This is a genomic window from Streptomyces sp. NPDC002386 (assembly GCF_053593175.1).
Genome location: NZ_JBSFBX010000008.1, coordinates 16,860 through 43,201 on the forward strand (window position 1 = coordinate 16,860; position 26,342 = coordinate 43,201).

27 protein-coding genes are annotated in these 26,342 nt (G+C 72.9%); 14 read left to right on the forward strand and 13 right to left on the reverse strand.

Annotated features, from left to right (window positions below):
* Positions 1-10 precede the first annotated feature (10 nt).
* Positions 11-1,219, forward strand: a complete 1,209-nt coding sequence (gene serB / locus ACWCPN_RS17330) for a phosphoserine phosphatase SerB (protein WP_392402687.1) — start codon at positions 11-13, stop codon at positions 1,217-1,219.
* Positions 1,220-1,314: 95 nt separating this feature from the next.
* On the opposite strand, the gene ACWCPN_RS17335 is transcribed toward serB, so the two are convergent.
* The 4 genes from ACWCPN_RS17335 to ACWCPN_RS17350 all read right to left on the reverse strand — a co-directional run bounded on the left by ACWCPN_RS17335 (position 1,315) and on the right by ACWCPN_RS17350 (position 3,761).
* Entirely contained in the window at positions 1,315-1,833 is a 519-nt protein-coding gene (locus ACWCPN_RS17335) for a SixA phosphatase family protein (protein ID WP_451206701.1), read from the reverse strand.
* 78 nt (positions 1,834-1,911) lie between these two features.
* Positions 1,912-2,118 (reverse strand): hypothetical protein, encoded by a 207-nt coding sequence (locus ACWCPN_RS17340; protein ID WP_451206704.1) that lies wholly within the window; start codon positions 2,116-2,118, stop codon positions 1,912-1,914.
* A 166-nt stretch (positions 2,119-2,284) separates the two neighbouring features.
* Positions 2,285-2,404 (reverse strand): SGM_5486 family transporter-associated protein, encoded by a 120-nt coding sequence (locus ACWCPN_RS17345; protein WP_365130067.1) that lies wholly within the window; start codon positions 2,402-2,404, stop codon positions 2,285-2,287.
* A gap of 94 nt (positions 2,405-2,498) precedes the next feature.
* Positions 2,499-3,761 carry a CynX/NimT family MFS transporter gene (locus tag ACWCPN_RS17350; protein ID WP_451207410.1) on the reverse strand — a complete coding sequence of 421 codons (1,263 nt, stop codon included), beginning with the start codon at positions 3,759-3,761 and terminating at the stop codon, positions 2,499-2,501.
* Between the two features lie 123 nt (positions 3,762-3,884).
* On the opposite strand from ACWCPN_RS17350, the gene ACWCPN_RS17355 reads away from it, so the two are divergent.
* On the forward strand, positions 3,885-4,577 hold the full coding sequence (locus tag ACWCPN_RS17355) for a FadR/GntR family transcriptional regulator (RefSeq protein ID WP_365130065.1): 693 nt from the start codon (positions 3,885-3,887) through the stop codon (positions 4,575-4,577).
* On the opposite strand, the gene ACWCPN_RS17360 is transcribed toward ACWCPN_RS17355, so the two are convergent.
* The 3 genes from ACWCPN_RS17360 to fabG all read right to left on the reverse strand — a co-directional run bounded on the left by ACWCPN_RS17360 (position 4,555) and on the right by fabG (position 6,584).
* On the reverse strand, positions 4,555-4,905 hold the full coding sequence (locus ACWCPN_RS17360) for a hypothetical protein (RefSeq protein ID WP_451206709.1): 351 nt from the start codon (positions 4,903-4,905) through the stop codon (positions 4,555-4,557). The two genes, ACWCPN_RS17355 and ACWCPN_RS17360, sit on opposite strands and share 23 nt — an antisense overlap.
* 201 nt (positions 4,906-5,106) lie before the next feature.
* A complete protein-coding gene (gene fabI / locus ACWCPN_RS17365) occupies positions 5,107-5,874 on the reverse strand; it encodes an enoyl-ACP reductase FabI (protein ID WP_199210028.1) in 768 nt (255 codons plus the stop codon).
* A 5-nt stretch (positions 5,875-5,879) separates the two neighbouring features.
* Positions 5,880-6,584, reverse strand: a complete 705-nt coding sequence (gene fabG, locus ACWCPN_RS17370) for a 3-oxoacyl-[acyl-carrier-protein] reductase (RefSeq protein WP_199210029.1) — start codon at positions 6,582-6,584, stop codon at positions 5,880-5,882.
* Positions 6,585-6,791: 207 nt separating this feature from the next.
* On the opposite strand from fabG, the gene ACWCPN_RS17375 reads away from it, so the two are divergent.
* Genes ACWCPN_RS17375 through tyrS form a run of 3 tightly spaced genes read left to right on the forward strand, consistent with a single transcriptional unit; the run spans position 6,792 to position 11,070 of the window.
* Positions 6,792-8,354 carry a TldD/PmbA family protein gene (locus tag ACWCPN_RS17375; RefSeq protein ID WP_451206713.1) on the forward strand — a complete coding sequence of 521 codons (1,563 nt, stop codon included), beginning with the start codon at positions 6,792-6,794 and terminating at the stop codon, positions 8,352-8,354.
* Positions 8,351-9,745 (forward strand): metallopeptidase TldD-related protein, encoded by a 1,395-nt coding sequence (locus ACWCPN_RS17380; protein ID WP_451206716.1) that lies wholly within the window; start codon positions 8,351-8,353, stop codon positions 9,743-9,745. Before ACWCPN_RS17375 ends, ACWCPN_RS17380 begins: the two co-directional genes overlap by 4 nt.
* Positions 9,746-9,801: 56 nt before the next feature.
* Positions 9,802-11,070: a tyrosine--tRNA ligase gene (gene tyrS, locus ACWCPN_RS17385; RefSeq protein ID WP_365130062.1), complete on the forward strand. Its 1,269-nt coding sequence runs from the start codon at positions 9,802-9,804 to the stop codon at positions 11,068-11,070.
* 57 nt (positions 11,071-11,127) lie between these two features.
* Here the strand turns inward: tyrS and ACWCPN_RS17390 are convergent, their stop codons facing one another.
* Positions 11,128-11,412, reverse strand: a complete 285-nt coding sequence (locus ACWCPN_RS17390; RefSeq protein ID WP_199210032.1) for a GlsB/YeaQ/YmgE family stress response membrane protein — start codon at positions 11,410-11,412, stop codon at positions 11,128-11,130.
* Positions 11,413-11,656: 244 nt separating this feature from the next.
* Here ACWCPN_RS17390 and ACWCPN_RS17395 point away from each other — a divergent pair, with 244 nt between their 5' ends.
* Both ACWCPN_RS17395 and ACWCPN_RS17400 read left to right on the forward strand, forming a co-directional pair.
* Positions 11,657-12,058 (forward strand): DUF3099 domain-containing protein, encoded by a 402-nt coding sequence (locus tag ACWCPN_RS17395; protein ID WP_451206721.1) that lies wholly within the window; start codon positions 11,657-11,659, stop codon positions 12,056-12,058.
* Between the two features lie 224 nt (positions 12,059-12,282).
* Positions 12,283-12,501 (forward strand): hypothetical protein, encoded by a 219-nt coding sequence (locus tag ACWCPN_RS17400; RefSeq protein WP_451206723.1) that lies wholly within the window; start codon positions 12,283-12,285, stop codon positions 12,499-12,501.
* On the opposite strand, the gene moaA is transcribed toward ACWCPN_RS17400, so the two are convergent.
* From moaA to ACWCPN_RS17415, 3 genes are all read right to left on the reverse strand, one after another.
* On the reverse strand, positions 12,498-13,487 hold the full coding sequence (moaA, locus tag ACWCPN_RS17405) for a GTP 3',8-cyclase MoaA (RefSeq protein WP_451206726.1): 990 nt from the start codon (positions 13,485-13,487) through the stop codon (positions 12,498-12,500). The two genes, ACWCPN_RS17400 and moaA, sit on opposite strands and share 4 nt — an antisense overlap.
* 157 nt (positions 13,488-13,644) lie before the next feature.
* Entirely contained in the window at positions 13,645-15,270 is a 1,626-nt protein-coding gene (locus ACWCPN_RS17410) for a solute symporter family protein (protein ID WP_451206729.1), read from the reverse strand.
* Entirely contained in the window at positions 15,267-15,623 is a 357-nt protein-coding gene (locus ACWCPN_RS17415) for a DUF485 domain-containing protein (protein ID WP_451206732.1), read from the reverse strand. Before ACWCPN_RS17415 ends, ACWCPN_RS17410 begins: the two co-directional genes overlap by 4 nt.
* 286 nt (positions 15,624-15,909) lie before the next feature.
* Here ACWCPN_RS17415 and ACWCPN_RS17420 point away from each other — a divergent pair, with 286 nt between their 5' ends.
* From ACWCPN_RS17420 to ACWCPN_RS17430, 3 genes are all read left to right on the forward strand, one after another.
* The gene (locus ACWCPN_RS17420; protein ID WP_451206735.1) at positions 15,910-17,436 is read left to right on the forward strand and encodes a S8 family peptidase; all 1,527 of its coding nucleotides are present in this window, start codon (positions 15,910-15,912) and stop codon (positions 17,434-17,436) included.
* A 102-nt stretch (positions 17,437-17,538) separates the two neighbouring features.
* Positions 17,539-18,921 (forward strand): CoA transferase, encoded by a 1,383-nt coding sequence (locus ACWCPN_RS17425; protein ID WP_451206738.1) that lies wholly within the window; start codon positions 17,539-17,541, stop codon positions 18,919-18,921.
* A gap of 89 nt (positions 18,922-19,010) precedes the next feature.
* A complete protein-coding gene (locus ACWCPN_RS17430; RefSeq protein WP_451206741.1) occupies positions 19,011-20,021 on the forward strand; it encodes a CopD family protein in 1,011 nt (336 codons plus the stop codon).
* Positions 20,022-20,203: 182 nt separating this feature from the next.
* On the opposite strand, the gene ACWCPN_RS17435 is transcribed toward ACWCPN_RS17430, so the two are convergent.
* Complete coding sequence (locus ACWCPN_RS17435; RefSeq protein WP_451206744.1) at positions 20,204-21,250, reverse strand: zinc-dependent alcohol dehydrogenase family protein; 1,047 nt, start codon at positions 21,248-21,250, stop codon at positions 20,204-20,206.
* A 123-nt stretch (positions 21,251-21,373) separates the two neighbouring features.
* Positions 21,374-22,084, reverse strand: coding sequence for a VIT1/CCC1 transporter family protein (locus tag ACWCPN_RS17440; RefSeq protein WP_365130053.1), 711 nt, complete (start codon positions 22,082-22,084; stop codon positions 21,374-21,376).
* Between the two features lie 242 nt (positions 22,085-22,326).
* Between ACWCPN_RS17440 and ACWCPN_RS17445 the strand changes: the two genes are divergently transcribed.
* The 4 genes from ACWCPN_RS17445 (at position 22,327) to ACWCPN_RS17460 (ending at position 26,341) form a co-directional block, all read left to right on the forward strand.
* Positions 22,327-23,313 carry a DEDDh family exonuclease gene (locus tag ACWCPN_RS17445; RefSeq protein WP_365130052.1) on the forward strand — a complete coding sequence of 329 codons (987 nt, stop codon included), beginning with the start codon at positions 22,327-22,329 and terminating at the stop codon, positions 23,311-23,313.
* Positions 23,314-23,393: 80 nt separating this feature from the next.
* Positions 23,394-23,627: a hypothetical protein gene (locus ACWCPN_RS17450; RefSeq protein WP_143637825.1), complete on the forward strand. Its 234-nt coding sequence runs from the start codon at positions 23,394-23,396 to the stop codon at positions 23,625-23,627.
* A gap of 34 nt (positions 23,628-23,661) precedes the next feature.
* Positions 23,662-24,474 carry an SURF1 family cytochrome oxidase biogenesis protein gene (locus ACWCPN_RS17455; RefSeq protein ID WP_451206747.1) on the forward strand — a complete coding sequence of 271 codons (813 nt, stop codon included), beginning with the start codon at positions 23,662-23,664 and terminating at the stop codon, positions 24,472-24,474.
* A gap of 82 nt (positions 24,475-24,556) precedes the next feature.
* Positions 24,557-26,341, forward strand: coding sequence for a glycoside hydrolase family 15 protein (locus ACWCPN_RS17460; RefSeq protein WP_451206749.1), 1,785 nt, complete (start codon positions 24,557-24,559; stop codon positions 26,339-26,341).
* Position 26,342: the final 1 nt, after the last annotated feature.

A 26,342-nucleotide genomic window follows, 5' to 3' on the forward strand; every position in this document is an offset into this window, starting at 1 on the left:
TGGTGACACCATGAGCGCTTCGCAGACCTCCGAGGTCCCCACTCTCCTCGTCAAGATCTTCGGCAAGGACAGGCCGGGCATCACGGCCGGCCTCTTCGACACCCTTGCCGCCTTCAGTGTCGACGTGGTCGACATCGAGCAGGTCGTCACCCGGGGCCGCCTGGTGCTGTGCGCGCTGGTCACCCAGCCGCCGGCCGGGCTCGAGGGCGATCTGCGGTCCACCGTGCACAGCTGGGCCGAGTCGATGAAGATGCAGGCGGAGATCATCTCCGGGCGCGGCGACAACCAGCCGCGCGGACTCGGACGCTCCCTGGTGACCGTGCTCGGCCATCCGCTCACGGCCGAGTCCACGGCGGCCATCGCCGCCCGCATCGCGAAGACCGGCGGCAACATCGACCGTATCTTCCGGCTCGCCAAATACCCCGTGACCGCGGTGGAGTTCGCCGTCTCCGGAGTGGAGACGGCGCCGCTGCGCACGGCTCTGGCCTCGGACGCGGCGGCACTGGGTGTCGATGTCGCCGTGGTCTCGGCCGGCCTGCACCGGCGGGCCCAGCGGCTGGTGGTCATGGACGTGGACTCCACCCTCATCCAGGACGAGGTCATCGAACTGTTCGCCGCGCACGCGGGCTGCGAGGACAAGGTCGCCGACGTGACGGCGGCGGCGATGCGCGGGGAGCTGGACTTCGAGCAGTCGCTGCACGCGCGCGTCGCGCTGCTGGAGGGGCTGGACGCCTCCGTGGTGGAGAAGGTGCGCGACGAGGTACGGCTGACGCCGGGCGCCCGCACGCTCATCCGCACCCTGAAGCGGCTCGGCTACCAGGTCGGCGTGGTCTCCGGCGGCTTCACACAGGTCACGGACGACCTGAAGGAACGCCTGGGGCTGGACTTCGCCCAGGCCAACACGCTGGAGATCGTCGACGGCAAGCTCACCGGGCGGGTCACCGGGGAGATCGTGGACCGTGCCGGCAAGGCGCGGCTGCTGCGCCGCTTCGCCGCCGAGGCCGGGGTGCCGCTGTCGCAGACGGTGGCGATCGGTGACGGCGCCAACGACCTGGACATGCTGAACGCGGCCGGGCTTGGCGTCGCCTTCAACGCCAAGCCGGTGGTCCGCGAGGCCGCGCACACGGCGGTGAACTTCCCCTTCCTCGACACCGTGCTCTATCTGCTGGGCGTCACCCGCGAAGAGGTCGAGGCGGCCGACACGCACGACGAGGGCTGAGCCGCGCCCGTCCGGACGGCTCTCGCTCCGGCCGAGGACGTGAGGAGGGCCCGGCACCACGACGGTGCCGGGCCCTCCTCATGCCGTGCGTGCCGTCACTCGGAGGGCGCCCAGTAGTCCACCAGCGTGGCCGTGCCGGGCTCCAGGCTCTTCCAGCCACCGTCGAAGGTCAGCACCACGAAGGCGGCGGCCGGGAAGCCGCGGCGCTCCATCCGCTTGCGGGCGTCGCCCCCGGACTCGCCGGCCAGGACCTCGGCCAGTCCGTGCACGCCCGGGTTGTGGCCGATGAGGATCACGTTCTGCGCGTCGTCCGGGACCTCGTTGAGCGCGGCGATCAGCTCGCCGGGAGAGGCCTCGTAGACCCGCTCCTCGTAGACGGTTTTCGGCCGGTGCGCGAGTTCGTGGACGGCGAGCTTCCAGGTCTCGCGGGTCCGGACGGAGGTGGAGCACAGGGCAAGGTCGAAGGTGTAACCGGTGTCGGCCAGCTTGCGTCCCGCGACCGCGGCGTCCATCCGGCCCCGCTCGGCGAGAGGGCGCTCATGGTCGGACACCTGGGGCCAGTCGGCTTTCGCATGCCGGAAGATGACGATCCTGCGGGGTTCTGCGACGCTCATGGGTCCCAGCTTCGCATGAAACAGGCCACCCGGCGCAGGGAGTTGACATGGGGAATCACCGCGATCGCGACTCCCGCGTCAACGGGCGAGGAGCTGCTGCGCGCGTTCCAGGAGCTGGGTGATCGCCGGGTCGCCGCCGGCCGCGTGGGCCTCCGACGGGTTCAGTATCAGCGCCAGCAGTACGGCGAAGGCGAGGACGGGCAGGGCGAGGGCCCACCAGGGCAGCCGGATGCCGACGCCGCCCGTGGTCGCCGGGTGGGGCCGGGTGTGCGTACGGACCGGCATGGTCGCCTCCGTGGGTCCTCGAGTGGTTCTGGCCGCCTGCCGCGGTCATGTCTCGAAGTTACGGAGTGCGGGGGCGCCGGCCCATCCGGTGACCCACCCACTTGACCCTGACCCTGCCCCCCTAGGGGATGGTGGGGACAGCCCCACCATCGGGGCACGGGGACGGTCAGGGCGAGGCGATCGTCGCGATGATGCCGATGATCACGAAGATGGCGAGGAACGAGCCGAGGACGAGCAGCAGCTTCTTCTGGCCGTTCTTGGGGTTCGGGTCGAGCACGGGCTCCATGCGCCCAGTCTCGCACCCTTCGTCCACGCCGGGGGACCGGGGGGCCGGCCGGCCCGTCGGCCGGCGGCCGCGGGCGGCGGCCGCGGCCGTGCGCTCAGGCCCGGCCCGCCTCGTCCTCCACCGTGCGGTCGCGCCCGGCGAGGAAGCCCACCGCCATCTGGGGCAGCATCAGGCCCGCCATCAGGGCGATCGGCAGGCCCCAGCCGCCGCTGTGCTGGTAGAGCACGCCGACCAGCAGCGGGCCCGGGATGGAGATCAGATAGCCGGTGCTCTGCGCGAACGCGGAGAGCTGGGCCACGCCCGCACCGGACCTGGCGCGCATGCCGACCATCGTCAGCGCGAGCGGGAAGGCGCAGTTGGCGACGCCGAGCAGCACGGCCCAGGCCCAGGCGCCGCCGGCCGGCGCCAGGTACAGGCCGGCGTATCCGGCGAGGCCGCACACGCCCAGGGCCAGCACGATCGGCCCCTGGTGGGGCAGCCTGGTGGCGAGCCGCGGGATGACGAAGGCCAGGGGGACGCCCATCACCATGGTGACGGCGAGGAGCAGGCCCGCCGTGCCGGCCGGGACACCGGCGTCCCGGAAGATCTGCGCCATCCAGCCCATGGTGATGTAGGCGGCGGTGGCCTGGAGCCCGAAGAAGACCGCGAGCGCCCAGGCGGTACGGCTGCGGGTGATGCGCAGCGGGGCCGCCTGCCCGTCCGGCGCGGTGCGCACCGGCTCCTGGGCGGGGGCCGCGTCCCGGTTCCGCACCAGCGGCAGCCAGGGCAGTACGGCGGCGGCCGCGAGGCCCGCCCACACGGCGAGCCCGGACTGCCAGCCGCCGCCCAGCGCGCCGGTCAGCGGCACGGTCACCGCGGCGGCGAGGGAGGTGCCGAGGGCGAGGGCCATCGAGTACAGGCCGGTCATGGAGCCGACGCGGTCGGGGAACCAGCGCTTGACGATGACCGGCATCAGCACGTTGCTGACGGCTATGCCCATCAGGGCGAGCGCGCTGGCGACGAGGAAGCCGGCCGTGCCGCCGGCGTACGGGCGTATCAGCAGGCCCGCGGCGATGGCGGCCATGCCGGCGCACACCACGGCGGCCGGTCCGAAGCGGCGGGCCAGGCGGGGCGCGGTGACACCGAAGACGGCGAAGCAGAGCGGGGGCACGGAGGTGAGCAGCCCGGCCACGCTGCCGCTCATGCCGAGTCCGTCGCGGACCTCCTCCAGCAGCGCGCCGAGGCTCGTGATGGCGGGCCGGAGGTTGAGCGCGGTCAGCACGATGCCGACGACGACCAGCCGGGTCGCCCACGCGCGCGTGGGCGGCGTCGTACGGGTGCCCGGCGCCGTGCTCGCGCCGCGTTCGGTCGAAGGCATCTCGGTACGGGTGTCCGCGATCCGCGTTTCCTCACTGGCCATGCGCTCATCATAGAATCATGGGATGATTGGTTGTCCACTCCCCCGGCGGCCACCGCCGGGAATCCCGTGCGAAGGTGTGCCATGCCTCTGAGCCACCCGCGCCGTTCGGCGCTCTCCGAGCAGGTCATCGCCGAGCTGCGCGCGCAGATCGCGTCCGGCGAGTGGCCCGTGGGATCGCGCATCCCGACCGAGCCGGAACTGGTGGAGCAGCTCGGCGTCGCCCGCAACACCGTCCGCGAGGCCGTACGGGCGCTCGCGCACAACGGCCTGCTGGACATCCGGCAGGGCTCGGGCACCTATGTCGCGGCGACGAGCGAGCTGGCCGGCGTGATGCAGCGCCGCTTCGCGGGGGCCGACCCCCGGCACATCGCGGAGCTGCGCTCGACGCTGGAGTCGGCGGCGGCGCGGCTGGCCGCCGAGCGGCGCAGCGAGAAGGACCTCAAGCAGCTCGACGCGCTGCTGGTGCGGCGCGAGGAGGCCTGGGAGTCGGGTGAGGCCGAGGCCTTCGTGACGGCCGACGCGACCTTCCACCTGGCCGTGGTGGCGGCCTCCCACAACGACGTCATGACGGCGATGTACGCCGACCTGGGCGAGGTGCTGCGCGACTGGCTGCGCGCCGACGTGGGCGCGGGCCTGACGCCGGAGACGCACATGGACCACGCCCGCCTGCTGGACGCCATCCGCGCGGGTGACGCGCAGGCCGCGGCCGAGGAGGCCGCGAGCTATCCGTTCCTGTGCCGTCCGGACCGGTTCAGCGCGCCTTCTGGTGGCTGACCCACACCGAGCGGATCTCCTCCCAGCAGCGCCCGGTCAGCCGTACCGTCATGGCGGCGTCGGTGTTCACCGGGGCGCTGTCGGTGTCGATGTCCCACCAGCGGGCGCACTCGATGTGCAGGCGCACGCGGTCGGTGTCGACGTAGGGGTTGTGGCAGTAGGCGACCACGTGCGAGCCGGTGACGGCCGTGCGGCACGCGGCGCCGAACAGGTTCGGCGCGGGCGGCTTGCCGTCGCTCACGCGCGTGTGGCACAGCGCGGCGTACGGCAGGCAGAGCACGAGGGAGACGGCCACGGTCACCGGGGCCAGGCTGCGGGACAGGCGCACAAGGGGACCTCCTCGGCCGGGCTGCGGAGGGATGCGCGAGGTGAACGCTGTCTCCAGGGTGCGCCGCCCGCTCCCCGCCCCGCCCGGCCGGATGAGCCGAACGAGTGACGCCCCGCTCCCCGCGCGCTGCGGGGAACGGGGCGTCGACGTCGTGCGGGGCCCACCCGCGCCCTACGCGGGTCACGGGGCGCCGTGCGTGACTCAGGCGCCGATGGCGTGCAGGCCGCCGTCCACGTGGACGATCTCGCCGGTGGTCTTCGGGAACCAGTCGCTGAGCAGGGCGACGATGCCGCGGCCGGCCGGCTCCGGGTCCTTCAGGTCCCACTCCAGCGGGGAGCGGGAGTCCCACACGGCGGCCAGGTCGCTGAAGCCCGGGATGGACTTGGCGGCCATGGAGCCGAGCGGGCCCGCCGAGATCAGGTTGCAGCGGATGTTCTGCTTGCCCAGGTCGCGCGCGATGTAGCGGCTGGTCGCCTCGAGGGCGGCCTTGGCCGGGCCCATCCAGTCGTACTGCGGCCAGGCGAAGGACGCGTCGAAGGTGAGGCCGACGACCGAGCCGCCGTTCTGCATCAGCGGCAGGCAGGCCATGGTCAGCGCCTTCAGCGAGAACGCCGAGACGTGCATGGCGGTGGAGACCGACTCGAACGGCGTGTTGAGGAAGTTGCCGCCGAGGGCGTCCTGCGGCGCGAAGCCGATGGAGTGCACGACGCCGTCGAGGCCGCCCAGCTCCTCGCCGACCACGTCGGCCAGGCGCGCGAGGTGCTCCTCGTTGGTGACGTCCAGCTCGATGACCTTGGTGGGCTTGGGGAGCTTCTTCGCGATGCGCTCCGTCAGCGTGGGCCGCGGGAAGGCGGTCAGGATGACCTCGGCGCCCTGCTCCTGCGCCAGCTTCGCGGCGTGGAAGGCGATGGAGGCCTCCGTCAGCACACCCGTGATCAGGATGCGCTTGCCCTCGAGAATTCCGCTCATGGTGATCAGTGACCCATTCCCAGTCCGCCGTCAACGGGGATGACGGCTCCAGTGATGTACGAGGCGTCGTCCGAGGCGAGGAACCGCACCGTCGCGGCGATCTCCTCCGGCTGCGCGTAGCGGCCGAGCGGCACCTGGGACACGATGTCCTTGCGCTGCTCGTCGCTGAGCACCTTGGTCATGTCGGTGTCGACGAAGCCGGGCGCGACGACGTTGAAGGTGAGGTTGCGCGAGCCCAGCTCACGGGCGAGGGAGCGCGCGAAGCCGACGAGGGCGGCCTTGGAGGCGGCGTAGTTCGCCTGCCCCGCCGAGCCGAGCAGGCCGACCACCGAGGAGATCAGGACGACGCGGCCCTTGCGCGCCCGCAGCATGCCGCGGTTGGCGCGCTTGACGACGCGGAAGGTGCCGGTGAGGTTGGTGTCGATGACCGAGGTGAAGTCCTCCTCGGACATGCGCATCAGGAGCTGGTCCTTGGTGACGCCGGCGTTGGCGATCAGCACCTCGACCGGACCGTGCTGCTCCTCGATCTCCTTGTAGGCCTGCTCCACCTGCTCGGGGTCGGTGATGTCGCACTTGACGGCGAGGAAGCCGGCCGGCGGCTCACCCGAGCGGTACGTGATCGCGACCTTGTCGCCGGCGTCGGCGAACGCGCGGGCGATGGCGAGGCCGATGCCCCGGTTGCCTCCGGTGACGAGAACCGAGCGGCTCAACGGATCACCCTTTCGATAGCGGTCTGATGCGGTACGGCACCCGCCCGAACACCTCGATGACAGGCGGCTTCATCGAAAACCTATCGGTAGCGCCCCTTCCGTGGGCAAGCGGGCACCGACAGTGGCTGAACTGCGTCACTGTCGGGTCCCTACAGAAAGCACGGTGCGCGCGGCGAAACGTGTGGTCCGGCGGGCCGCTGTCACGACATGATCGGACCGACAGGCCACGACAGCAGGGAGACCTCCGTGCCTCATTCCATCGACGAAGCCTTCACGGCGCTGCCGCTGAGGGCCCTGGCCGACGCCGCGCTGGCACGCGCGCGTGCGCTGGGGGCCGAGCATGCGGACTTCCGGTTCGAGCGGGTGCGCAGCGCGTCCTGGCGGCTGCGGGACGCCCGGCCCGCGGGATCGTCGGACACCACCGACCTCGGCTACGCGGTCCGGGTCGTGCACGGCGGTACGTGGGGCTTCGCGTCCGGGGTGGACCTGAGCCTGGACGCGGCCGCGAAGGTCGCCTCCCAGGCGGTGGCGATGGCGAAGCTGTCCGCGCAGGTCATCAGGGCGGCCGGGTCCGACGAGCGGGTCGAACTGGCCGGCGAGCCGGTGCACGCGGACCGGACGTGGGTCTCGTCGTACGAGATCGACCCGTTCTCGGTACCCGACGAGGAGAAGGCCGGGCTGCTGGCGGAGTGGAGCTCCCGGCTGCTGGCGGCGAACGGCGTGGACCACGTGGACGCCTCGCTGCTCACCGTGCACGAGAACAAGTTCTACGCGGACACCGCCGGCACCGTGACGACCCAGCAGCGGGTGCGGCTGCACCCGCAGCTCACGGCGGTGTCGGTGGACGAGTCGAGCGGTGAGTTCGACTCCATGCGGACCATCGCGCCGCCGGTGGGGCGGGGCTGGGAGTACCTGACGGGCACCGGCTGGGACTGGGACTCCGAGCTGGAGCGGATGCCGGAGCTGCTGGCGGAGAAGATGCGGGCGCCCAGCGTGGAGGCGGGCGTGTACGACCTGGTCGTCGACCCGTCCAACCTGTGGCTGACCATCCACGAGTCCATCGGGCACGCCACCGAGCTGGACCGCGCCCTCGGCTACGAGGCCGCCTACGCCGGCACCTCCTTCGCCACCTTCGACCAGCTCGGCAAGCTCCGGTACGGCTCCGAGCTGATGAACGTCACCGGCGACCGGACCGCCGAGCACGGCCTCGCGACCGTCGGCTACGACGACGAGGGCGTCGAGGCGCAGTCCTGGGACCTGGTGAAGGACGGCACGCTGGTGGGCTACCAGCTCGACCGGCGGATCGCACGGCTGACCGGGTTCGAGCGGTCCAACGGGTGCGCGTTCGCCGACTCGCCGGGGCACGTGCCGGTGCAGCGCATGGCCAACGTGTCGCTGCGGCCGGATCCGGCGGGGCTGTCCACCGAGGACCTGATCGGGGGCGTCGACCGGGGCATCTACGTCGTCGGCGACCGGTCCTGGTCGATCGACATGCAGCGCTACAACTTCCAGTTCACGGGGCAGCGCTTCTTCCGGATCGAGAACGGCCGGATCACCGGGCAGCTCAAGGACGTCGCCTACCAGGCGACGACCACCGACTTCTGGGGCTCGATGGCCGCCGTGGGCGGACCGGGGACCTATGTCCTCGGCGGCGCCTTCAACTGCGGCAAGGCCCAGCCGGGCCAGGTGGCCGCCGTGTCCCACGGGTGCCCCTCCGCCCTGTTCCGGGGCGTCAACATTCTGAACACCACCCAGGAGGCCGGTCGATGAGCGCCCGTACCAACAAGCCGCACGAGATCGTCGAGCAGGCGCTCGCGCTGTCCCGGGCCGACGGCTGCGTGGTCATCGCCGACGAGCAGTCGACCGCGAACCTGCGCTGGGCGGGGAACGCGCTCACCACGAACGGGGTGACGCGGGGCCGCACGCTCACCGTGATCGCGACCGTCGACGGCAAGGAGGGCACCGCGTCCGGTGTCGTGTCCCGGTCGGCGGTGACGGCCGCGGAGCTGGAGCCGCTGGTGCGGGCCGCCGAGGCCGCCGCGCGCGGCGCCGGGCCGGCCGAGGACGCGCAGCCGCTGGTCGGCGGCGTGCCCGCGTCCCCCGACTTCACCGAGGCGCCCGCCGAGACCTCCTCCGCGGTGTTCGCGGACTTCGCCCCGGCGCTCGGCGAGTCCTTCGCACGCGCGCGGGCCGGCGGCCGGGAGCTGTACGGCTTCGCCAACCACGAGCTGGTGTCGACGTACGTGGGCACCTCGACCGGGCTGCGGCTGCGGCACGACCAGCCCACCGGCACGCTGGAGATGAACGCGAAGTCGCCGGACCGTACCCGTTCGGCGTGGGCGGGCCGGTCGACGCGCGACTTCAAGGACGTCGACCCGGGCGCGCTCGACGCCGAGCTGGCCGTGCGCCTGGGCTGGGCCGAGCGGCGCGTGGAGCTGCCCGCGGGCCGGTACGAGACGCTGCTGCCGCCGACCGCGGTCGCCGACCTGCTGATCTACCAGCTCTGGTCGGCCTCGGGCCGGGACGCGGCGGAGGGCCGGACGGTGTTCTCCAAGCCGGGCGGCGGCACCCGGGTCGGCGAGAAGCTGAGCGGGCTGCCGCTGACGCTGCGCAGCGACCCGCACGAGCCGGGCCTGGAGTGCGCGCCGTTCGTGGTCGCCCACTCCTCCGGCGGTGACCAGTCCGTGTTCGACAACGGGCTGCCGGTACGGGCCACCGACTGGATCGGCGAGGGGGTGCTGCGCAACCTGACCACGACCCGGCACAGCGCGGGCCTGACCGGGCTGCCGGTCGCCCCGGCGCTCGGGAACCTGATCCTCGACGGCGGGCAGGACCGCTCCCTGGAGGAGATGGTCGCGGACACCGGGCGCGGGCTGCTGCTGACCTGCCTGTGGTACATCCGCGAGGTGGACCCGGCGACGCTGCTGCTCACCGGCCTGACCCGGGACGGCGTCTACCTCGTGGAGAACGGGGAGGTCACCGGGCAGGTGAACAACTTCCGGTTCAACGAGTCGCCGGTGGACCTGCTGGGCAGGGCCACGGAGGCCGGGCGCACCGAGAAGACGCTGCCGCGCGAGTGGAGCGACTGGTTCACCCGGGCCGCGATGCCCGCGCTGCGGATCCCCGATTTCAACATGAGCTCTGTCAGCCAGGGCGTATAACCTCGTAGTCGGCTGTCACCCGGCTGCCCGAAGATCTTCAAGGAGACACGAGAACCGTGACGGACATCGTCGACGAGCTGAAGTGGCGTGGGCTGTTCGCCCTGTCCACAGACGAGGACGCCTTGCGCAAGGCTCTCGCGGACGGTCCCGTCACGTTCTATTGCGGCTTCGACCCGACGGCGCCGTCGCTGCACGTGGGGCATCTGGTGCAGGTGCTCACCGTGCGCCGGCTCCAGCAGGCCGGGCACCGGCCGCTGGCGCTGGTGGGCGGGGCGACGGGGCTGATCGGCGACCCGCGCCCGACCGCCGAGCGCACGCTGAACGACCCGGAGACGGTGGCCGGCTGGGTGGGCCGGCTGCGCGGCCAGATCGAGCCGTTCCTGTCCTTCGAGGGCGAGAACGCGGCGGTCATGGTGAACAACCTCGACTGGACCGAGGGGCTCTCCGCGATCGAGTTCCTGCGGGACATCGGCAAGCACTTCCGGGTCAACAAGATGCTGACGAAGGACTCCGTGGCCCGCCGCCTGGAGTCCGACCAGGGCATCAGCTACACCGAGTTCAGCTACCAGATCCTGCAGGGCATGGACTTCCTGCAGCTGTACCGGCGGTACGGCTGCAGGCTCCAGCAGGGCGGCAGCGACCAGTGGGGCAACCTCACGGCCGGCCTGGACCTGATCCACCGGCTGGAGCCGGACGCGGACGTGCACGCCCTGGCCACCCCGCTGATGACCAAGGCGGACGGCACCAAGTTCGGCAAGACCGAGGGCGGCGCCGTCTGGCTCGACCCGGAGATGACGACGCCGTACGCGTTCTACCAGTTCTGGCTGAACGTGGACGACCGGGACATCTCGCGGTACATGCGGATCCTGTCCTTCAGGTCCCGGGAGGAGCTGGAGGAGCTGGAGCGGCAGACCGAGGAGCGCCCGCAGGCCCGTGCCGCGCAGCGCGCGCTCGCCGAGGAGCTGACGACGCTGGTGCACGGCGCCGACCAGACGGCCGCCGTGATCGCCGCGTCCAGGGCGCTCTTCGGCCAGGGCGAGCTGGCGGAGCTGGACGACAGGACGCTGTCGGCGGCGCTGTCCGAGGTGCCGCACGTCCAGGTCACCGAGCTGGGCCCGGTGGTCGACCTGTTCGCCGAGGTCGGTCTGGTGGCCAGCAAGTCGGCCGCCCGCCGGACGGTCAAGGAGGGCGGTGCCTACGTGAACAACGCGAAGGTCACCGCCGAGGACGCGGTTCCCGCCCGGGAGGACCTGCTGCACGGGCGCTGGCTGGTGCTGCGCCGGGGTAAGAAGAACCTGGCCGCGGTCGAGGTCAAGCCCGCGTGAGACGGGCCGAAGGGCGGCTCCCCGGTGCCGGGGGGCCGCCCTTCGGTGTGTCCGCCGTCAGACGCGCTGCTGCTGTTTCCGCTTGCCGATCGTCGCCATGTAGGCGGCGTCGATCAGGGCGACGATGATGATCGCGGCGATGAGCTGGAAGGCGTGCCGGCTCCAGTCGATGCCCTTGGTCTCCGCGACGCCGAGGGCACTGGCGATCGCGTTGCCCGCGATCGCGCCGAGGATGCCGCCGATGGTGGTCAGCCACAGAGGGCTGTGCTGCTTGCCCGGGATGACGGCCTTGGCGATGAGGCCCAGCACGAACCCCACGATGATCGCCCACAACCAGCCCATGGCTGCCTCCTCGTACCGATCGGCGTGAGCCCTACGGCAAGTCTCCGCGTGGGGGCCGTACGGCGCATGTCGGACACCCCCGTACGTGGCCCCGCCGACGCGGTCCGCGCGGGCGGGCGGCGACCCGGTCTCGTGGGCGGTCTGGGCGCGGCGTAACGTGGAGATGTTCCGCCACGGGTCCTTCGCCCGGGCGGACGAAGGGTGCGGGCCATGGGAGTCCGATGCGGGCGGATGGTGGAATGTGATGCGGAAGCAGCACGGCGGCGGCGTCCAGGTGTTCCGGATCACCGGCGCCCGGACCGGGCTGGCCGAGGACGTGCGGGGCCGGCAGCGGCGGTACGTCATCTCGATGACGGTCCGGACCGCCTCGGTGATCCTCGCGGCGACCCTGTGGAACGTCGAACGGTACGTCGCCATCGTGGCACTGGTGCTCGGCGCGGTGCTCCCCTACATCGCGGTGGTGATCGCGAACGCCGGCCGGGAGCGGCCGCCCGCTCTTCCGTCGACCTTCGTGACGGCCCCGACGCGGCCGATGATCACGCCGCCGCGCGCGCAAGACGACGGCGCGCGAGCGGAATCCGTACCGGAGGACCTGTCGGCCGAGCCGGGGCCGCACGGGCCCGGTGAGCGGCCGGAACGGGGCTGACCACGGCGGATACCGGGCCGCGGACCGGACCCTCGGCCAAGCTCAAGAAAAGCTCAATTCAATCGTGCGGTTCAGTGCCGGACGCAGGGTGACCCATGACATACTGCGTACGCGCTCCGCATCCCCCGTCGGAGCGACGGACCGACGCCGGGCAGCTCCCCCCGTGGCTGCTCGGCGTCGCCTTGTTTACGGGGGCTCTGTGAGACGGAACCAGTGACGAACCCGTGAGTGACGAGACCCCCATCTGCTCCGCCAAGGGCTGCCACGACCCCGCCGTGTGGGTGCTGGCCTGGAACAACCCGAAGATCCACACCCCGCAGCGACGCAAGACGTGGCTCGCCTGCGAGGAGCACCGCGAGCACCTCTCGCAGTTCCTCGGGGTCCGGGGGTTCCTCAAGGACGTGGTGAAGTTCGAGGACTGGAAGGCACCCGAGGGCTCCTAGCCGCCGATCGCCGACATCGGCCGGTCCGGCTGGACGAAGGAGGGGTCGTCGAGGCCCGCTCCGGCCTTCTTGCCCCACATCGCCTGGCGCCAGACACGGGCGATCTCCTCGTCGGGGGCGCCGGAGCGCAGGGCCGCTCGCAGGTCGGTCTCCTCGGTGGCGAACAGGCAGGTTCGCACTTGGCCGTCGGCCGTGAGGCGGGTGCGGTCGCAGGCCGCGCAGAACGGGCGGGTGACCGAGGCGATCACGCCCACGCGGTGCGGGCCGCCGTCGACCAGCCAGCGCTCCGCCGGTGCCGAGCCGCGCTCGTCGGCGCCCTCGGGAGTGAGGTCGAACCGGGTGCGCAGGGAGGTGAGGATGTCACCGGCGGTGACCATGCCCTCGCGCTTCCAGCCGTGCTGGGCGTCGAGCGGCATCTGCTCGATGAAGCGCAGCTCGTAGTCGTGTTCCACGGCCCAGGCCAGCAGGTCCGGGGCCTCGTCGGCGTTCAGGCCCGGCATCAGGACCGAGTTCACCTTGACCGGGTCGAGGCCCGCCTCGCGGGCGGCCTCGAGGCCCTCCAGGACGTCCCGGTGGCGGTCGCGGCGGGTGAGGGTCTTGAAGACGTCCGGGCGCAGGGTGTCCAGGGAGACGTTGACCCGGTCCAGGCCGGCCGCCTTCAGGGCGGACGCGGTGCGCCTGAGGCCGATGCCGTTGGTGGTGAGGGACATCTGGGGCCGGGGCTCCAGGGCCGCGACGCGCTCGACGATCCCGGTCAGACCGGGGCGCAGCAGGGGCTCGCCGCCGGTGAAGCGGACCTCCTCGATGCCGAGCAGGCGGACCGCGATGTCGATGAGGCGGACGATCTCGTCGTCCGTGAGCAGGTCGGGCTTGGCCAGCCACTGCAGGCCCTCCTCGGGCATGCAGTAGGTGCAGCGCAGGTTGCACCGGTCGGTCAGCGAGACCCGAAGGTCGGTGGCGACTCGGCCGTAGGTGTCGATGAGCACGTGGGCCCCCTCCCTCGGTACCGCATCATCGTTCTCCGTCACCTGCGAGCCTACGTGAGACCACCGACAAGAGTGGTGGCCCGATCCCACGAGGCACGGCGGGGCCGCGTCGTAGGACCGTACGATCCGGTACGACGCGGCCCCGCCGCCGGGTGGATCAGTGCGCTCCGGTGCCGGTCAGGGACCGCACCTCCAGCTCCGCGTACTTCCCGGCGTCCGGTACCTCCTTGGAGAGCAGGGTGCCCACGGCGCCCAGCAGGAAGCCGACCGGGATCGAGATGATGCCCGGGTTCTCCAGCGGGAACCAGTGGAAGTCGACGTCCGGGAACATCGAGGTCGGCTTGCCGGACACCACCGGCGAGAACAGCACGAGGCCGACCGCGGTGACCAGGCCGCCGTAGATCGACCACAGGGCGCCCGAGGTGGTGAACCGCTTCCAGAACAGGCTGTAGAGGATGGTCGGCAGGTTGGCGGAGGCGGCGACCGCGAAGGCGAGGGCGACCAGGCCGGCCACGTTCAGGTCGCGGGCCATGGCGCCGAGCAGGATGGAGACGGCGCCGATGCCGACGGTGGCCCAGCGGGCCGCGCCCAGCTCCTGCTTCTCGGTGGCCTGCCCCTTCTTGATGACGTTGGCGTAGATGTCGTGGGCGAAGGACGACGACGAGGCCAGGGTGAGGCCGGCGACCACCGCGAGGATGGTGGCGAAGGCGACGGCCGAGATGGTGGCGAGCAGGATCGCGCCCCAGTTGGAGTCCACTCCGCCCAGGTGCAGGGCGAGGAGCGGGGCGGCGGTGTTGCCCGCCTTGTTGGAGGCGATGATCTCGTCGGGTTTGATCAGCGCGGCCGCGCCGAAGCCGAGCGCGAGGGTCATCAGGTAGAAGGCGCCGATCAGGCCGATGGCCCAGATGACGGACTTACGGGCGGCCTTGGCGGTCGGCACCGTGTAGAACCGGATCAGGATGTGCGGCAGGCCCGCGGTGCCGAGGACCAGGGCGATGCCGAGGGAGATGAAGTCCAGCTTGGTGGTCCCGGTGGCGCCGTACTTCAGGCCGGGCTCCAGGAAGGCCGAGCCCTTGGCGCTGTTGTCGGCGGCCGTGCCGAGCAGGTCGGAGATGTTGAAGTGGAACTTCAGCAGGACCAGGAAGGTCAGCAGCAGGGCGCCCAGGATCAGCAGCACCGCCTTGACCATCTGGACCCACGTGGTGCCCTTCATGCCGCCGATGGTGACGTACACGATCATCAGGACGCCGACCAGGGCGACGATGCCGATCTTGCCGCCGTCGCTGGTGATGCCGAGCAGCAGCGAGACGAGGACGCCGGCGCCGGCCATCTGGGCGAGCAGGTAGAAGATCGACACGACGATGGTGGAGACGCCGGCCGCGGTACGCACGGGCCGCTGGCGCATCCGGTAGGCCAGGACGTCACCCATTGTGTAGCGGCCGGAGTTGCGCAGCGGCTCGGCCACCAGGAGGAGGGCGACCAGCCACGCCACCAGGAAGCCGATGGAGTACAGGAAGCCGTCGTAGCCGAAGAGGGCGATGGCGCCCGCGATGCCGAGGAAGGACGCGGCGGACATGTAGTCGCCGGAGACGGCCAGGCCGTTCTGGAAGCCGGTGAACTGCCGTCCGCCGGCGTAGAAGTCGGCGGCGTCCCTGGTCTGCCGGCCGGCCCAGACGGTGATCACGAGGGTCGCGGCGACGAACACCGCGAACAGGGTGATGATCAGCGTCCGGTGCTCACTGGCCTCGCCGGCGGCCAGCAGGGTGTGCTGTGCGGGGCTCATGCTCCGCCCTCCATCCGGGACTTGATGGCCTCGGCCCGCGGGTCGAGCTTGGCGGCGGCGTGCCGCGCGTACCACCAGGCGATGAGGAACGTGGTGAGGAACTGCGCCATGCCCAGGACGAGGGCCACGTTGACGTTGCCGGCCACCTTGGTGCCCATGAAGCCTCCCGCGTAGCAGGAGAGCAGCACGTACAGCAGGTACCAGGTGATGAAGGCGATGGTCAGGGGGAACGCGAAGGAGCGGTTGGCGCGGCGCAACTCAGCGAATTCCGCGCTCTGCTGGACCTCGGCGAACTCCTCGGTGGAGGGAAGGTGGGCTTGCGGTTTCGCGGGTGGCGGTGTCTCGGTGGCCACGGGCTCTCCTCGCGTCGGACATGCGCTGGGTCGACCTCACACGGACAAGGGATCACGTTACCGGCAGTCGCCAGCCGACTCCGGTGGGTGATTCCGGTGGGGACCCGCGATCGTGCCGGGCCCTCCGTCCACGGTCACGGCGCCGCGCACGGACCGGTTCAAGTCGGCCTGCCTCTTTCGGAGATCAGATCGGGGAGATAGCTTCGGCCTGCACCACCCGTCATGTACGCGCCCGAGCACCACCTGTGTATCGGGCGGTTCCGTTTCCGGATGATGTGGAGATCCCATGGTTCATCTGCGCTCCAGACGCCGACTGGCGCTCGCCGTGCCGGTCGTGCTCTCACTGACCGCCTCGCTCGGTTTCCTGCCGACGGCGGCCTCGGCGGCGACCGAGGCGGCCACCGCGGCACGGGCGGCGGACGGCCCGGCCCTGGCGTACGTGGTCAACACCAGGACGGACCACCGCACGATCGAGTCGGTGGAGCGGGCGATCTCGCGCAACGGCGGCACCATCGTGGCGAGTTACGCCCGGATCGGCGTGATCGTCGCGCACTCCGCGCAGGCGGACTTCGGCGCACGGATGCGCGCGGTGCGCGGTGTGCAGTCCGCGGGCGCCACGCGTACCGCCCCGCTGAGCGCGGCGGGGACGACGGACGAGGGCGCGGTCCAGGTCCTGTCGAAGGCGGAGGCCGCCAAGGTCTCCCGGGGCGCGGCGGCGGGCGAGGAGCCCCTCGAGGCCGACCAGTGGGACCTGCGGTCGATCGGCGCCGACAAGGCCGCGACGATCAACCCGGGCAGCCGGAGCGTGACCGTCGGCGTGATCGACACCGGCGTCGACGACACCCACCCGGACATCGCCCCGAACTTCTCGGCGTCGCAGTCGGCGAACTGCGTGAGCGGCAAGGCGGACACGACGTACGGCGCCTGGCGGCCGGCGGACGCCGACCACTACCACGGCACGCATGTCGCGGGCGAGATAGCCGCGGCCCGCAACGGCATAGGCGTGGCGGGCGTCGCGCCCGGCGTGAAGGTCGCCAGCATCACGGTGGCCCAGCCGGACTCGACCTCGCTGTTCTACCCGGAGAGCGTGGTCTGCGCCTTCGTCTTCGCCGCGGACCACGGCGTCGAGATCACCAACAACAGCTACTACGTGGACCCGTGGCTGTACAACTGCATGGACGATCCCGACCAGCGGGCCATCGTGGACGCGGTCAACCGCGCGCAGCTGTACGCCCAGCGCAAGGGCACGCTCAACGTGGCCTCGGCGGGCAACTCCAACGACGACCTCGACTCCGACGCGATCGTGGACGACTCCAGCCCGGACGACTCGACCGCCACCACCCGGACGGTCGACCCGCACGAGTGCTTCGACATCCCGACCCAGCTGCCCGGCGTGGTCACCGTGAGCGCCGTGGGCGTCAAGGGCGCCAAGTCGTACTACTCCAGCTACGGCAAGGGCGTCGTCGACGTGGCGGGACCGGGCGGCGACAAGTACCAGATCCCGGACACGCCGTCGAAGAACGGCCGCATCCTGTCCACGCTGCCGAACAACCAGTACGGCTTCCTCCAGGGCACCTCGATGGCGTCCCCGCACGTGGCCGCCGTGGCCGCGCTGCTGAAGTCGGCGCACCGGCACGCCACTCCGGCGCAGCTCCAGGCGCTGCTCAAGGCAGAGGCCGACAACCCGGGCTGCCCGGCCGGCCCGTACGACGGGGACGGCGACGGCGTCGTGGACGCGACCTGCGTCGGCGGCAAGCGCGTCAACGGCTTCTACGGGTCCGGGATCGTCAACGCGCTGCGCGCGGTGCGCTGACCCCTCCCCCGCGCACGGGTGCCGCCGGTGGGATCCCCGGCGGCACCCGCCCGGCCGCGGCCCCACCCGAAGTTGATCGAATCAATACTGCATAGTGCAGTCATGACGGAAATCAAGTTCGCCTGGGCCGCGCTCGGCGGTGACCCAGCCCTGCTGTCGCGTGTGTCGGTCGTCGAGCGGGCGGGCGCGCTGCCGGCCCGGCTGCCGGTAGCCCGGCTGGCGCGCGCGTGCGTCGGCGCGTGCGCGCTGGCCGCGGCGGAGCTGGGGGCGCTGCGGGCCGGACTCGGCCGGGTGCCGGAGGCCGAGGTGGACGACGGCGCGGTCGCCGCCGCCTTTCACAGCGAGCGGCTGCTGCGGGTGGACGGCCGGGCACCGGTCGCCTTCGCGCCGCTGTCCCGCTTCTGGCGGACCGCCGACGGCTGGGTGCGCACCCACGCCAACTACCCGCACCACCGCGCCCGGTTGCTGCGCGCGCTGGACCTGCCCGAGGACGTGACGGCGGCGCGGGCGGGCGAGCGGATCGCCGAGCGGTCCGCCCTGGAGGTGGAGGACACCGTCCACCGCGCCGGCGGCCTCGCCGTGGCCCTGCGCACTCCGCGGGAGTGGGCGGCGCACGGACAGGCCGCCGAGGTGGCCGCCCGGCCGCTGGTCGAACGCGAGCGGCCGGCCCCCTCCCCCGCTCGCGTGCCGCCCCCGCTCGACCCGGCGGCGGCCCGGCTGCTGCCCGCCGCCGGGCTGCGGGTCCTGGATCTGACCCGGGTGCTGGCGGGCCCGGTCGCCACCCGCACGCTGGCGCTGCTCGGCGCGGACGTACTGCGCCTGGACCCCCCGCGCTCGCCCGAACTCCCCGACCAGCACGCCGACACGGGCTTCGGCAAGCGCTCGGCCGTCCTCGACCTCACCACCGACCGGGCCGCACTCGAGGAACTGCTCGCCGCGGCGGACGTCGTCGTGACCGGCTACCGGCCCGGCGCCCTGGACCGGTTCGGGCTCTCCCCCGAGGCGCTGACGGAACGGCACCCCGGGCTGGTGGTGGCGCAGGTGTCGGCGTGGGGCGCGTACGGGCCCTGGGGCGGGCGGCGCGGGTTCGACAGCCTGGTGCAGGCCGCGACCGGCATCGCGGTGACCGAGGGCTCCGCCGAGCGGCCCGGCGCGCTGCCCGCGCAGGCCCTGGACCACGGCACCGGGTACCTGCTGGCGGCGGCCGTGCTGCGGGCGGTGACCGAGCAGTCGTATGACGGGGGCGGCCGGCTGATCCGGCTGGCGCTCGCCCGTACCGCGCACTGGCTGACGGACGGGATGCCGCCCGCCCGGTCCGCGGGCGGCGGTCCGTCGTACGAGGGCCCGGACGCCTGGCTGGCGGAGACCGGCAGCCGGCTCGGACGGCTGCGGTACGCCCTGCCGCCGGTGTCCTTCGCGGGCGGCCCGGCCGACTGGGCGCGGCCCCCGGCGCCCTGGGGGTCGGACCCCGCGCGCTGGGAGTGAACCCGGGGACGGCCAAAAACGCACCCGCGCCCGCACCGGTCGTTCGCCCGGACTTGCCCGGTTCCCGGCCGGCTGGCGAGGATCGCGGGATGACCTCGACACCACCGGCCGCCGGGGCCGTGGAAGCGGACGGCGCGGCGCGGGGGACCGGCACCGGCCGGGCCGTGGCCGTGCTGGTGCTGGTGGCCCTCGCGGCGCTGATCCCGCTGTACGGGCCGTCCGCCGCGCTGCACGGCACCGGGGAGGCCGCCGCGCCCGGGGCGGGCGGCATCGCGCTGCTGCGCGGGGTGCTGTTCGCCGCCCTGAGCGTGCCGCTGGGCGAGCTGTTCGTGCTGCGGCTCGCCCGGCTGCTGCCCGGCGCCCCCGCCGGACGGCCCCGAAGCTGGGCGCCGGCCGCGAACGCGGCGGGTTTCGCCGCGGCGCTGGCGCTGGCCGCGGTGGTGTCCGCCGGCAATCTGATCCCGCACGGGCCGGGGCAGATCGACGTGGGCGGTCTGTACGACTCCCGTGACGGCAGGCTGGCGCTGCTGGAGGTCAACGGCTTCCTGCTGGCGGGGCTGTGCGCGCTCGCCCGCCGGCCGGCGGCCCAGGTGTGGCCGCTGGCCGCGGTGGTGGTCGCGGAGGCGCTGCGCGCGCACCCCGCGAGCGAGCAGAGCCCGCTGACCGGCTCCGGCCTGACGCTGGTTCACCTGATCTGCGCGTCGCTGTGGGCGGGCGGACTGCTCCACGCGCTGCGGATCCTGCGGCGGTGGCGCGGCGACGCTGCCGGGCCCCGGCTGCTGGGGCTGTACGCGCGCGTGGCGGCCGTACTGCTCGCCGCCCTCACGGCGACCGGTGTGTGCAGCTCGCTGCGGCGCATGCCGGCGGCGACGGTCCTGGACCAGCTCACGACGACGGCCTACGGGCGCGCCCTGCTCGCCAAGGTGGTCCTGGTCGCCGTCGTCGCCGGGTTCGCGCTGTGGGCGCGGATCCGGCTGAGCCGCGCGGCCGACCCGCTGACCGCGTACGCCCCGGCGCGGGCCGAGGTGGCCGCCCTGGGCGCGGTGGTCGTGGTCTCGGGTCTGCTCACGGCTCTGCCGCTGCCGATCCGCTGGTCCTAGCCGGCCCCCGGCCGGGTGCTAGTGCTGTGGCCGGAAAGGTTTGCCGGGAAGCTCGCGGCGTCCGGTGCGGTGCATCGCAAGGCGGAGCATTGCCCGCGTACCGGATGTACTCGGGTGATGCGACAACGCGGCGAGGTGCCGGGCCGGGCGTCGCGAGCCGGTGAACCTCTCCGGTCGCAGCACTAGCCGTTGGTGACGAGCACCTTGAGGGCGGTGCGCTCGTCCATCGCCCGGTAGCCGTCCGGGACGCCCTCGATGCCGACGGTCAGGTCGAACACCGGGGAGGGATCGATGGTGCCGTCGAGGACGTCGGGCAGCAGGTCGGGGATGTAGGCGCGGACCGGCGCGACGCCGCCGCGCAGGGCGATGTTCCGGTCGAACATGACGCCGAGGTCCAGTCCGGTGCCGCTGCCGTGCGGCACACCGACGAAGCCGATGGCGCCGCCGTCGCGGGTGATGTTCACGGCCGTCCGCATGGACTGCTCGGTGCCGACCGCCTCGACCACGGCGTGCGCGCCCTGACCCCGGGTCAGCTCGCGCACGGCCTCCACGGCCGCCTCGCCGCGTTCGGCGACGACGTCGGTGGCGCCGAAGCGGCGCGCGATGTCGGTGCGGACCTCGTGCCGGCCGAGCGCGATGACGCGTTCGGCGCCGAGCCGCTTGGCGGCCAGCACGGCGCACAGGCCGACGGCGCCGTCACCGACGACGGCGACGGTGGCGCCCGGGCGGGCGCCCGCGCCGAGGGCCGCGTGGTGGCCGGTGCCGAGCACGTCGGAGAGGGTCAGCAGGGCGGACAGCAGGTGGTCGTCGGAGGCGGCGTCCTTGGGCAGCTGGACGAGGGTGCCGTCGGCGAAGGGCACGCGCACGGCCTCGCCCTGGCCGCCGTCGTACCCGACGGAGCCCCAGAACCCACCGTGCTCGCAGGAGGTCGTCAGGCCCTCCCGGCAGTAGTCGCAGACGCCGTCGGACCACATGAAGGGGGCGACCACCAGGTCGCCGCGCCGGACGGTGGACACCTCGGACCCGGTCTCCTCGACGATGCCGAGGAACTCGTGGCCGATGCGCTGCCCCGGCTGGCGGGCGGCGTCGCCGCGGTAGGCCCACAGGTCGCTGCCGCAGATGCAGGCGCGCAGCACCCGCACCACGGCGTCGGTGGGCAGCTGCACCACGGGTTCGGGGACGTCCTCCACGCGCATGTCGTACGGGGCGTGGATGGTGGTGGCGCGCATGGCGAGGGTCCTTCTCGTGCGAGGTGTCGTGCGGTGCGCCCGGGGGGTGGTCGAGCGCACCTCACCGTACGTCCTGGTGGCGGCGGGCCGCGCGGCCGGGGCCCGGGTCGGCCCGCCGGCGGGCTACGCCCCCACCGCGCCCAGCAGCGTCCCGGCCAGGTACGTCACGCCCATGGCGAGGGCGCCGCCCGCCGCGTTGCGCAGCACCGCGCGGCCGGGCGCGGCGGCGCCGAGCCGGGCGCTGCTCCAGCCGGTGAGCACGAGCGCGGCCAGTACGGAGAGCACCGTGACCGGGAGCCGCCAGCCGGCCGGCGGCAGGACGATCGCCAGCAGCGGCAGCAGGGCGCCCACCGTGAAGGCCAGGAAGCTCGCCCAGGCCGCGTGCCAGGGGTTGGTGAGTTCGTCCGGGTCGATGCCCAGTTCCACGCGCGCGTGTGCCCGCAGCGCGTCCCGCTCGGTGAGCTGCCCTGCGGCCTCCCGGGCGACCTCGCGGGACAGGCCGCGCTCCTCGAGCATCCGCGTCAGCTCCTCCAGTTCCGCGGCCGGCTGCTCGCGCAGCTCCCGCCGCTCCTGGGCCAGCGCGGCCTTCTCCGAGTCCCGCTGGGTGGAGACCGACACGTACTCCCCGGCGGCCATCGACATCGATCCGGCGAGCAGGCCGGCCAGGCCCGCGGTGAGCAGGGCGGTGCGGGAGTCGGTCGCGCCGGCCACGCCGACGACGAGGCCCGCGGTGGAGACGATGCCGTCGTTCGCGCCGAGGACGGCCGCCCGCAGCCAGTTGAGGCGGGAGCCCAGCGCGCCGCCGTGCGTCTCGTCATGGGTTGGTTCGGTCACAGCAGGGAGAATCGCACAGCCGCGGCCGGGCGGGCGCTGCGCCGGGACCCGCGCCGCCGCGCGCCGGCGTACTCCGCCACCGGCGCGCCGAGTTCGGGCACGGCCGCGGGAACTGCCGCGCGTCCGGGACGGGTTCGCGGCACGCACGCGTGTGCGGCCGCCGAGCGGGAGGACGGGCCCGGGGCGGCCCCGCCGGACCTGGGGGACGGCACTGTCGGTCGTGGCCCGTATCCTCAGTGACCATGCTCGAAGACCGTGCGACCGCAGTGTCCCCCGCCACCCGGTGGCCGGCCGCGTATCCGCAGGGATACGCGGTCGTTGACGTGGAGACCACCGGCCTGGCCCGGGACGACCGGATCATCTCCGCGGCCGTGTACCGGCTGGACGCGCGCGGCGAGGTCGAGGACCACTGGTACACGCTGGTCAACCCGGAGCGCGATCCGGGACCGGTGTGGATACACGGGCTGACGAGCGAGGTGCTCGAAGGGGCGCCGCTGTTCGCGGAGGTGGCGGAGGAGTTCGCGGCCCGTCTCGACGGCCGGGTGCTCGTCGCGCACAACGCGGTCTTCGACTGGCAGATGATCGCGCGCGAGTACGCGCGCGCGAGCCGCGAGGCCCCGGTGCGGCAACGGCTGTGCACCATCGCGCTGTCGAAGGAGCTGGGGCTGCCGCTGCCCAACTTCAAGCTGGAGTCGCTGGCGGCGCACTTCGGGGTGGTGCAGCAGCGGGCGCACCACGCGCTGGACGACGCGCGGGTGCTCGCCGAGGCGTTCCGGCCCAGCCTGCGGGCCGCGGCGGCGGGTGACGTACGGCTTCCGCTGCTGGAGTGCCGGCCGCTGACGGAGTGGTCGGACACCCCCCGGATCGGCCGGCAGGCGAGCGGCGGCCACGGCGCCCCGGGCTACGGCGGCTGGCGCCCGTCCCGGAAGCGCCCCGCCTGCCCCCACCCCAACCCCGGCCGCTACGAAGCGGGCAAACGACTCAAGCAGGGCATGCGGGTGGCGTTCTCCGGGGACACCTCCACCGAGCGGGAGCTGCTGGAGGACCGGGCGACCGAGGCCGGGCTGCACGTGGCGACGAGCCTGTCCCGGCTGACCAGCCTGCTGGTCACCAACGACCCCGGCTCGGGCACCTCGAAGGTGGTCAAGGCGCGGCAGTTCGGGACGCCGGTGGTCGACGAGGCCGCGTTCGGACAGCTGCTGCGGGACGTCGAGCCCGCCGACGGGTGACCGTACGGACGGGTGATTGACGCGCGACTCGCCCCGCGCCCCCTCGCCCGGGGGGTCGGCCACGGCTCACGCTGTGCCCCATGGCGACATGCGAAGTATGCGGTAACAACTACGGAATGACCTTCGAGGTGCACGCGCAGGGCGCCGTGCACGTGTTCGACTGCTTCTCCTGTGCGATCCACCGCATGGCTCCGATCTGCGAGCACTGCCGGGTCCAGATCATCGGGCAGGGCGTGGAGGTCGAGGGCCACTGGTTCTGCGGCGCGCACTGCGCCCGTGCGGAGGGGAAGACGGGGGTGGTGGACCGGGTGTGACCCGGTACCCGCCCGAATGCACCCCACGGCCCGGATGTACCGTCGTGGGGTGCACCGCTACCGCTTCCTGCTGACCCGCCAGTGGGTGATCCTCACCGTCATCGCGATCGCGCTGATCCCGACGATGATCGAGCTGGGCTTCTGGCAGCAGCACCGGTACCAGGAGCGCACCGCCCGCAACGACCTCGTCTCACGGGCGCTGCACGCCGAGCCCGTCCCCGTGGAACGGCTCACCTCCCCCGGGCACTCCGTGACCCGCGCCGAGAAGTACCGCACGGTCACCGCGACCGGCACCTTCGACGCGACCCGCGAGGTGGTCGTCCGGCGCCGGACGAACTCCGACGGCGAGGTCGGCTTCCACGTGCTGACGCCGTTCGTGCTGACCGACGGCCGGGTGCTGCTGGTCAACCGGGGCTGGATCCCGGCGAACGGCGTGCAGACCGACTTCCCCGAGGTCCCCGCGCCGCCGGCGGGACGGCTCACCCTCACCGGGCGGCTTGAGGCCGACGAGACGACCTCGGCGAGCGGCATCAAGAACATCAAGGGACTGCCGGACCGGCAGATCATGCTGATCGACAGCGCCGAGGAGGCGCGGCGGCTCGGCGCCGAGGTGCTCGGCGGCTACGTCGAGCAGACGGCGCCCGCGGCCAGGGGAGGCACCCCCGAGCAGATCTCCGACCCGGGCAGCGAGGACGCCCCGCTGAACTACGCGTACATGCTCCAGTGGTGGCTGTTCGCCGCGGCCGTCCCGGTGGGCTGGTGGTTCCTCGTCCGGCGCGAGATCCGGGACCGGGACGAGGCGGCCGCCGAGCCGGCGCCGGAGGAGAGCGAACCCGCCACCGTGTGAGGGCCCGGTCCCCCGGGGCGGACGTCACTCCCCCGGCGCACCACCTGATTGGCCGCGCGGGCCCCCGGGGAAACCGCATGCTGTGAACGAGCGCATCGAGGACTACGCGGTCATCGGGGACGAGCAGACCGCGGCCCTGGTCGGCCGGGACGGCTCGATCGACTGGCTGTGTCTGCCCCGCTTCGACTCCGGCGCCTGCTTCGCCCGGCTCCTGGGCGACGAGGACAACGGCCACTGGCGGATCGCACCGAAGGGCGCGGGCGCCTGCACACGCCGCGCCTACCGGCCCGACACCCTGGTCCTCGACACCGAGTGGGACACCGCCGAGGGCACCGTGCGGGTGACCGACCTGATGCCGCAGCGCGACCGCGCCCCCGACGTCGTACGGATCGTGGAGGGCGTCAGCGGGCGGGTCACGGTGAGCAGCATGCTGCGGCTGCGCTTCGACTACGGCTCGATCATTCCGTGGATGCGCCGCTCCGACGGCCACCGGGTGGCCATCGCCGGACCGGACTCGGTGTGGCTGCGTGCCGAGCCCCATGTGCGCATGTGGGGCGAGGACTTCTGCACCCACGCGGAGTTCACCCTCGCCGAGGGCGAGCGGGTGGCGTTCGTGCTGACCTGGCACCCCTCGCACGAACCGCGCCCCGCGCTGGTCGACCCCTACGCGGCGCTCAGCGCCAGCGTCCGGGACTGGCGGCGGTGGACGGCCCGCTGCCGCTACGACGGGCCGCACCGGGACGCCGTCGTACGGTCCCTGATCACCCTCAAGGCGCTCACCTACACCCCGACCGGCGGGATCGTCGCCGCGGCCACCACCTCGCTGCCCGAGGAACCGGGCGGGGTGCGCAACTGGGACTACCGGTACTGCTGGCTGCGCGACTCCACCCTCACCCTGGGCGCCCTGCTGGCCGCCGGCTACCACGGCGAGGCCGAGGCCTGGCGCGACTGGCTGCTGCGCGCGGTCGCGGGCGACCCGGCCGACCTGCAGATCATGTACGGGGTGGCGGGCGAGCGGCGGCTGCCCGAGTGGGAGCTGCCCTGGCTGCCCGGCTTCGCCGACTCCGCACCCGTACGGGTCGGCAACGGCGCCGTCGACCAGCTCCAGCTCGACGTGTACGGCGAGGTCATGGACTCGCTCTACCTGGCCCGCGCCTCCGGTCTGTCCACCAAGCCGCACATGTGGTCGCTGCAGTGCGCGCTGATGACGTTCCTGCGGTCGGCCTGGCGGCAGCCCGACGAGGGGCTGTGGGAGGTGCGCGGCGGCCGGCGTCACTTCGTGCACTCGAAGGTGATGGTGTGGGTGGCCGCCGACCGCGCCGTACGGACCCTGGAGCGGTACCCGGAGCTGTCCGGCGACCTCGACGGCTGGCGGACGATGCGCGACGAGGTGCACCGGGAGGTGTGCGAGCAGGGGTTCGACCCCGAGCGCAACACCTTCACCCAGTACTACGGCTCGCGCGAACTGGACGCCGCCCTGCTGCTGATCCCGCACGTCGGCTTCCTGCCGCCCGACGACCCGCGGGTGATCGGCACGGTCGACGCGATCCGGGCGGACCTGGACCACGGCGGGCTGGTCCGCCGCTACGACACCGACGCGGTCGGCGTCGACGGCATGCCGGGCGGCGAGGGCGCCTTCCTGGCCTGCTCGTTCTGGCTCGCGCAGGCCCTGCACATGACGGGCCGCAAGGAGGAGGCGCGGGAGCTGTTCGAGAGGCTGGTGGGCCTCGCCAACGACGTGGGGCTGCTCGCGGAGGAGTACAGCCAGGATCTGGGCCGCCAGCTCGGCAACTTCCCGCAGGCGTTCAGCCACATCGCGCTGGTGAACACCGCCCTCGCCCTGTTCGGCGGCGAGGAGGCAGGATAGG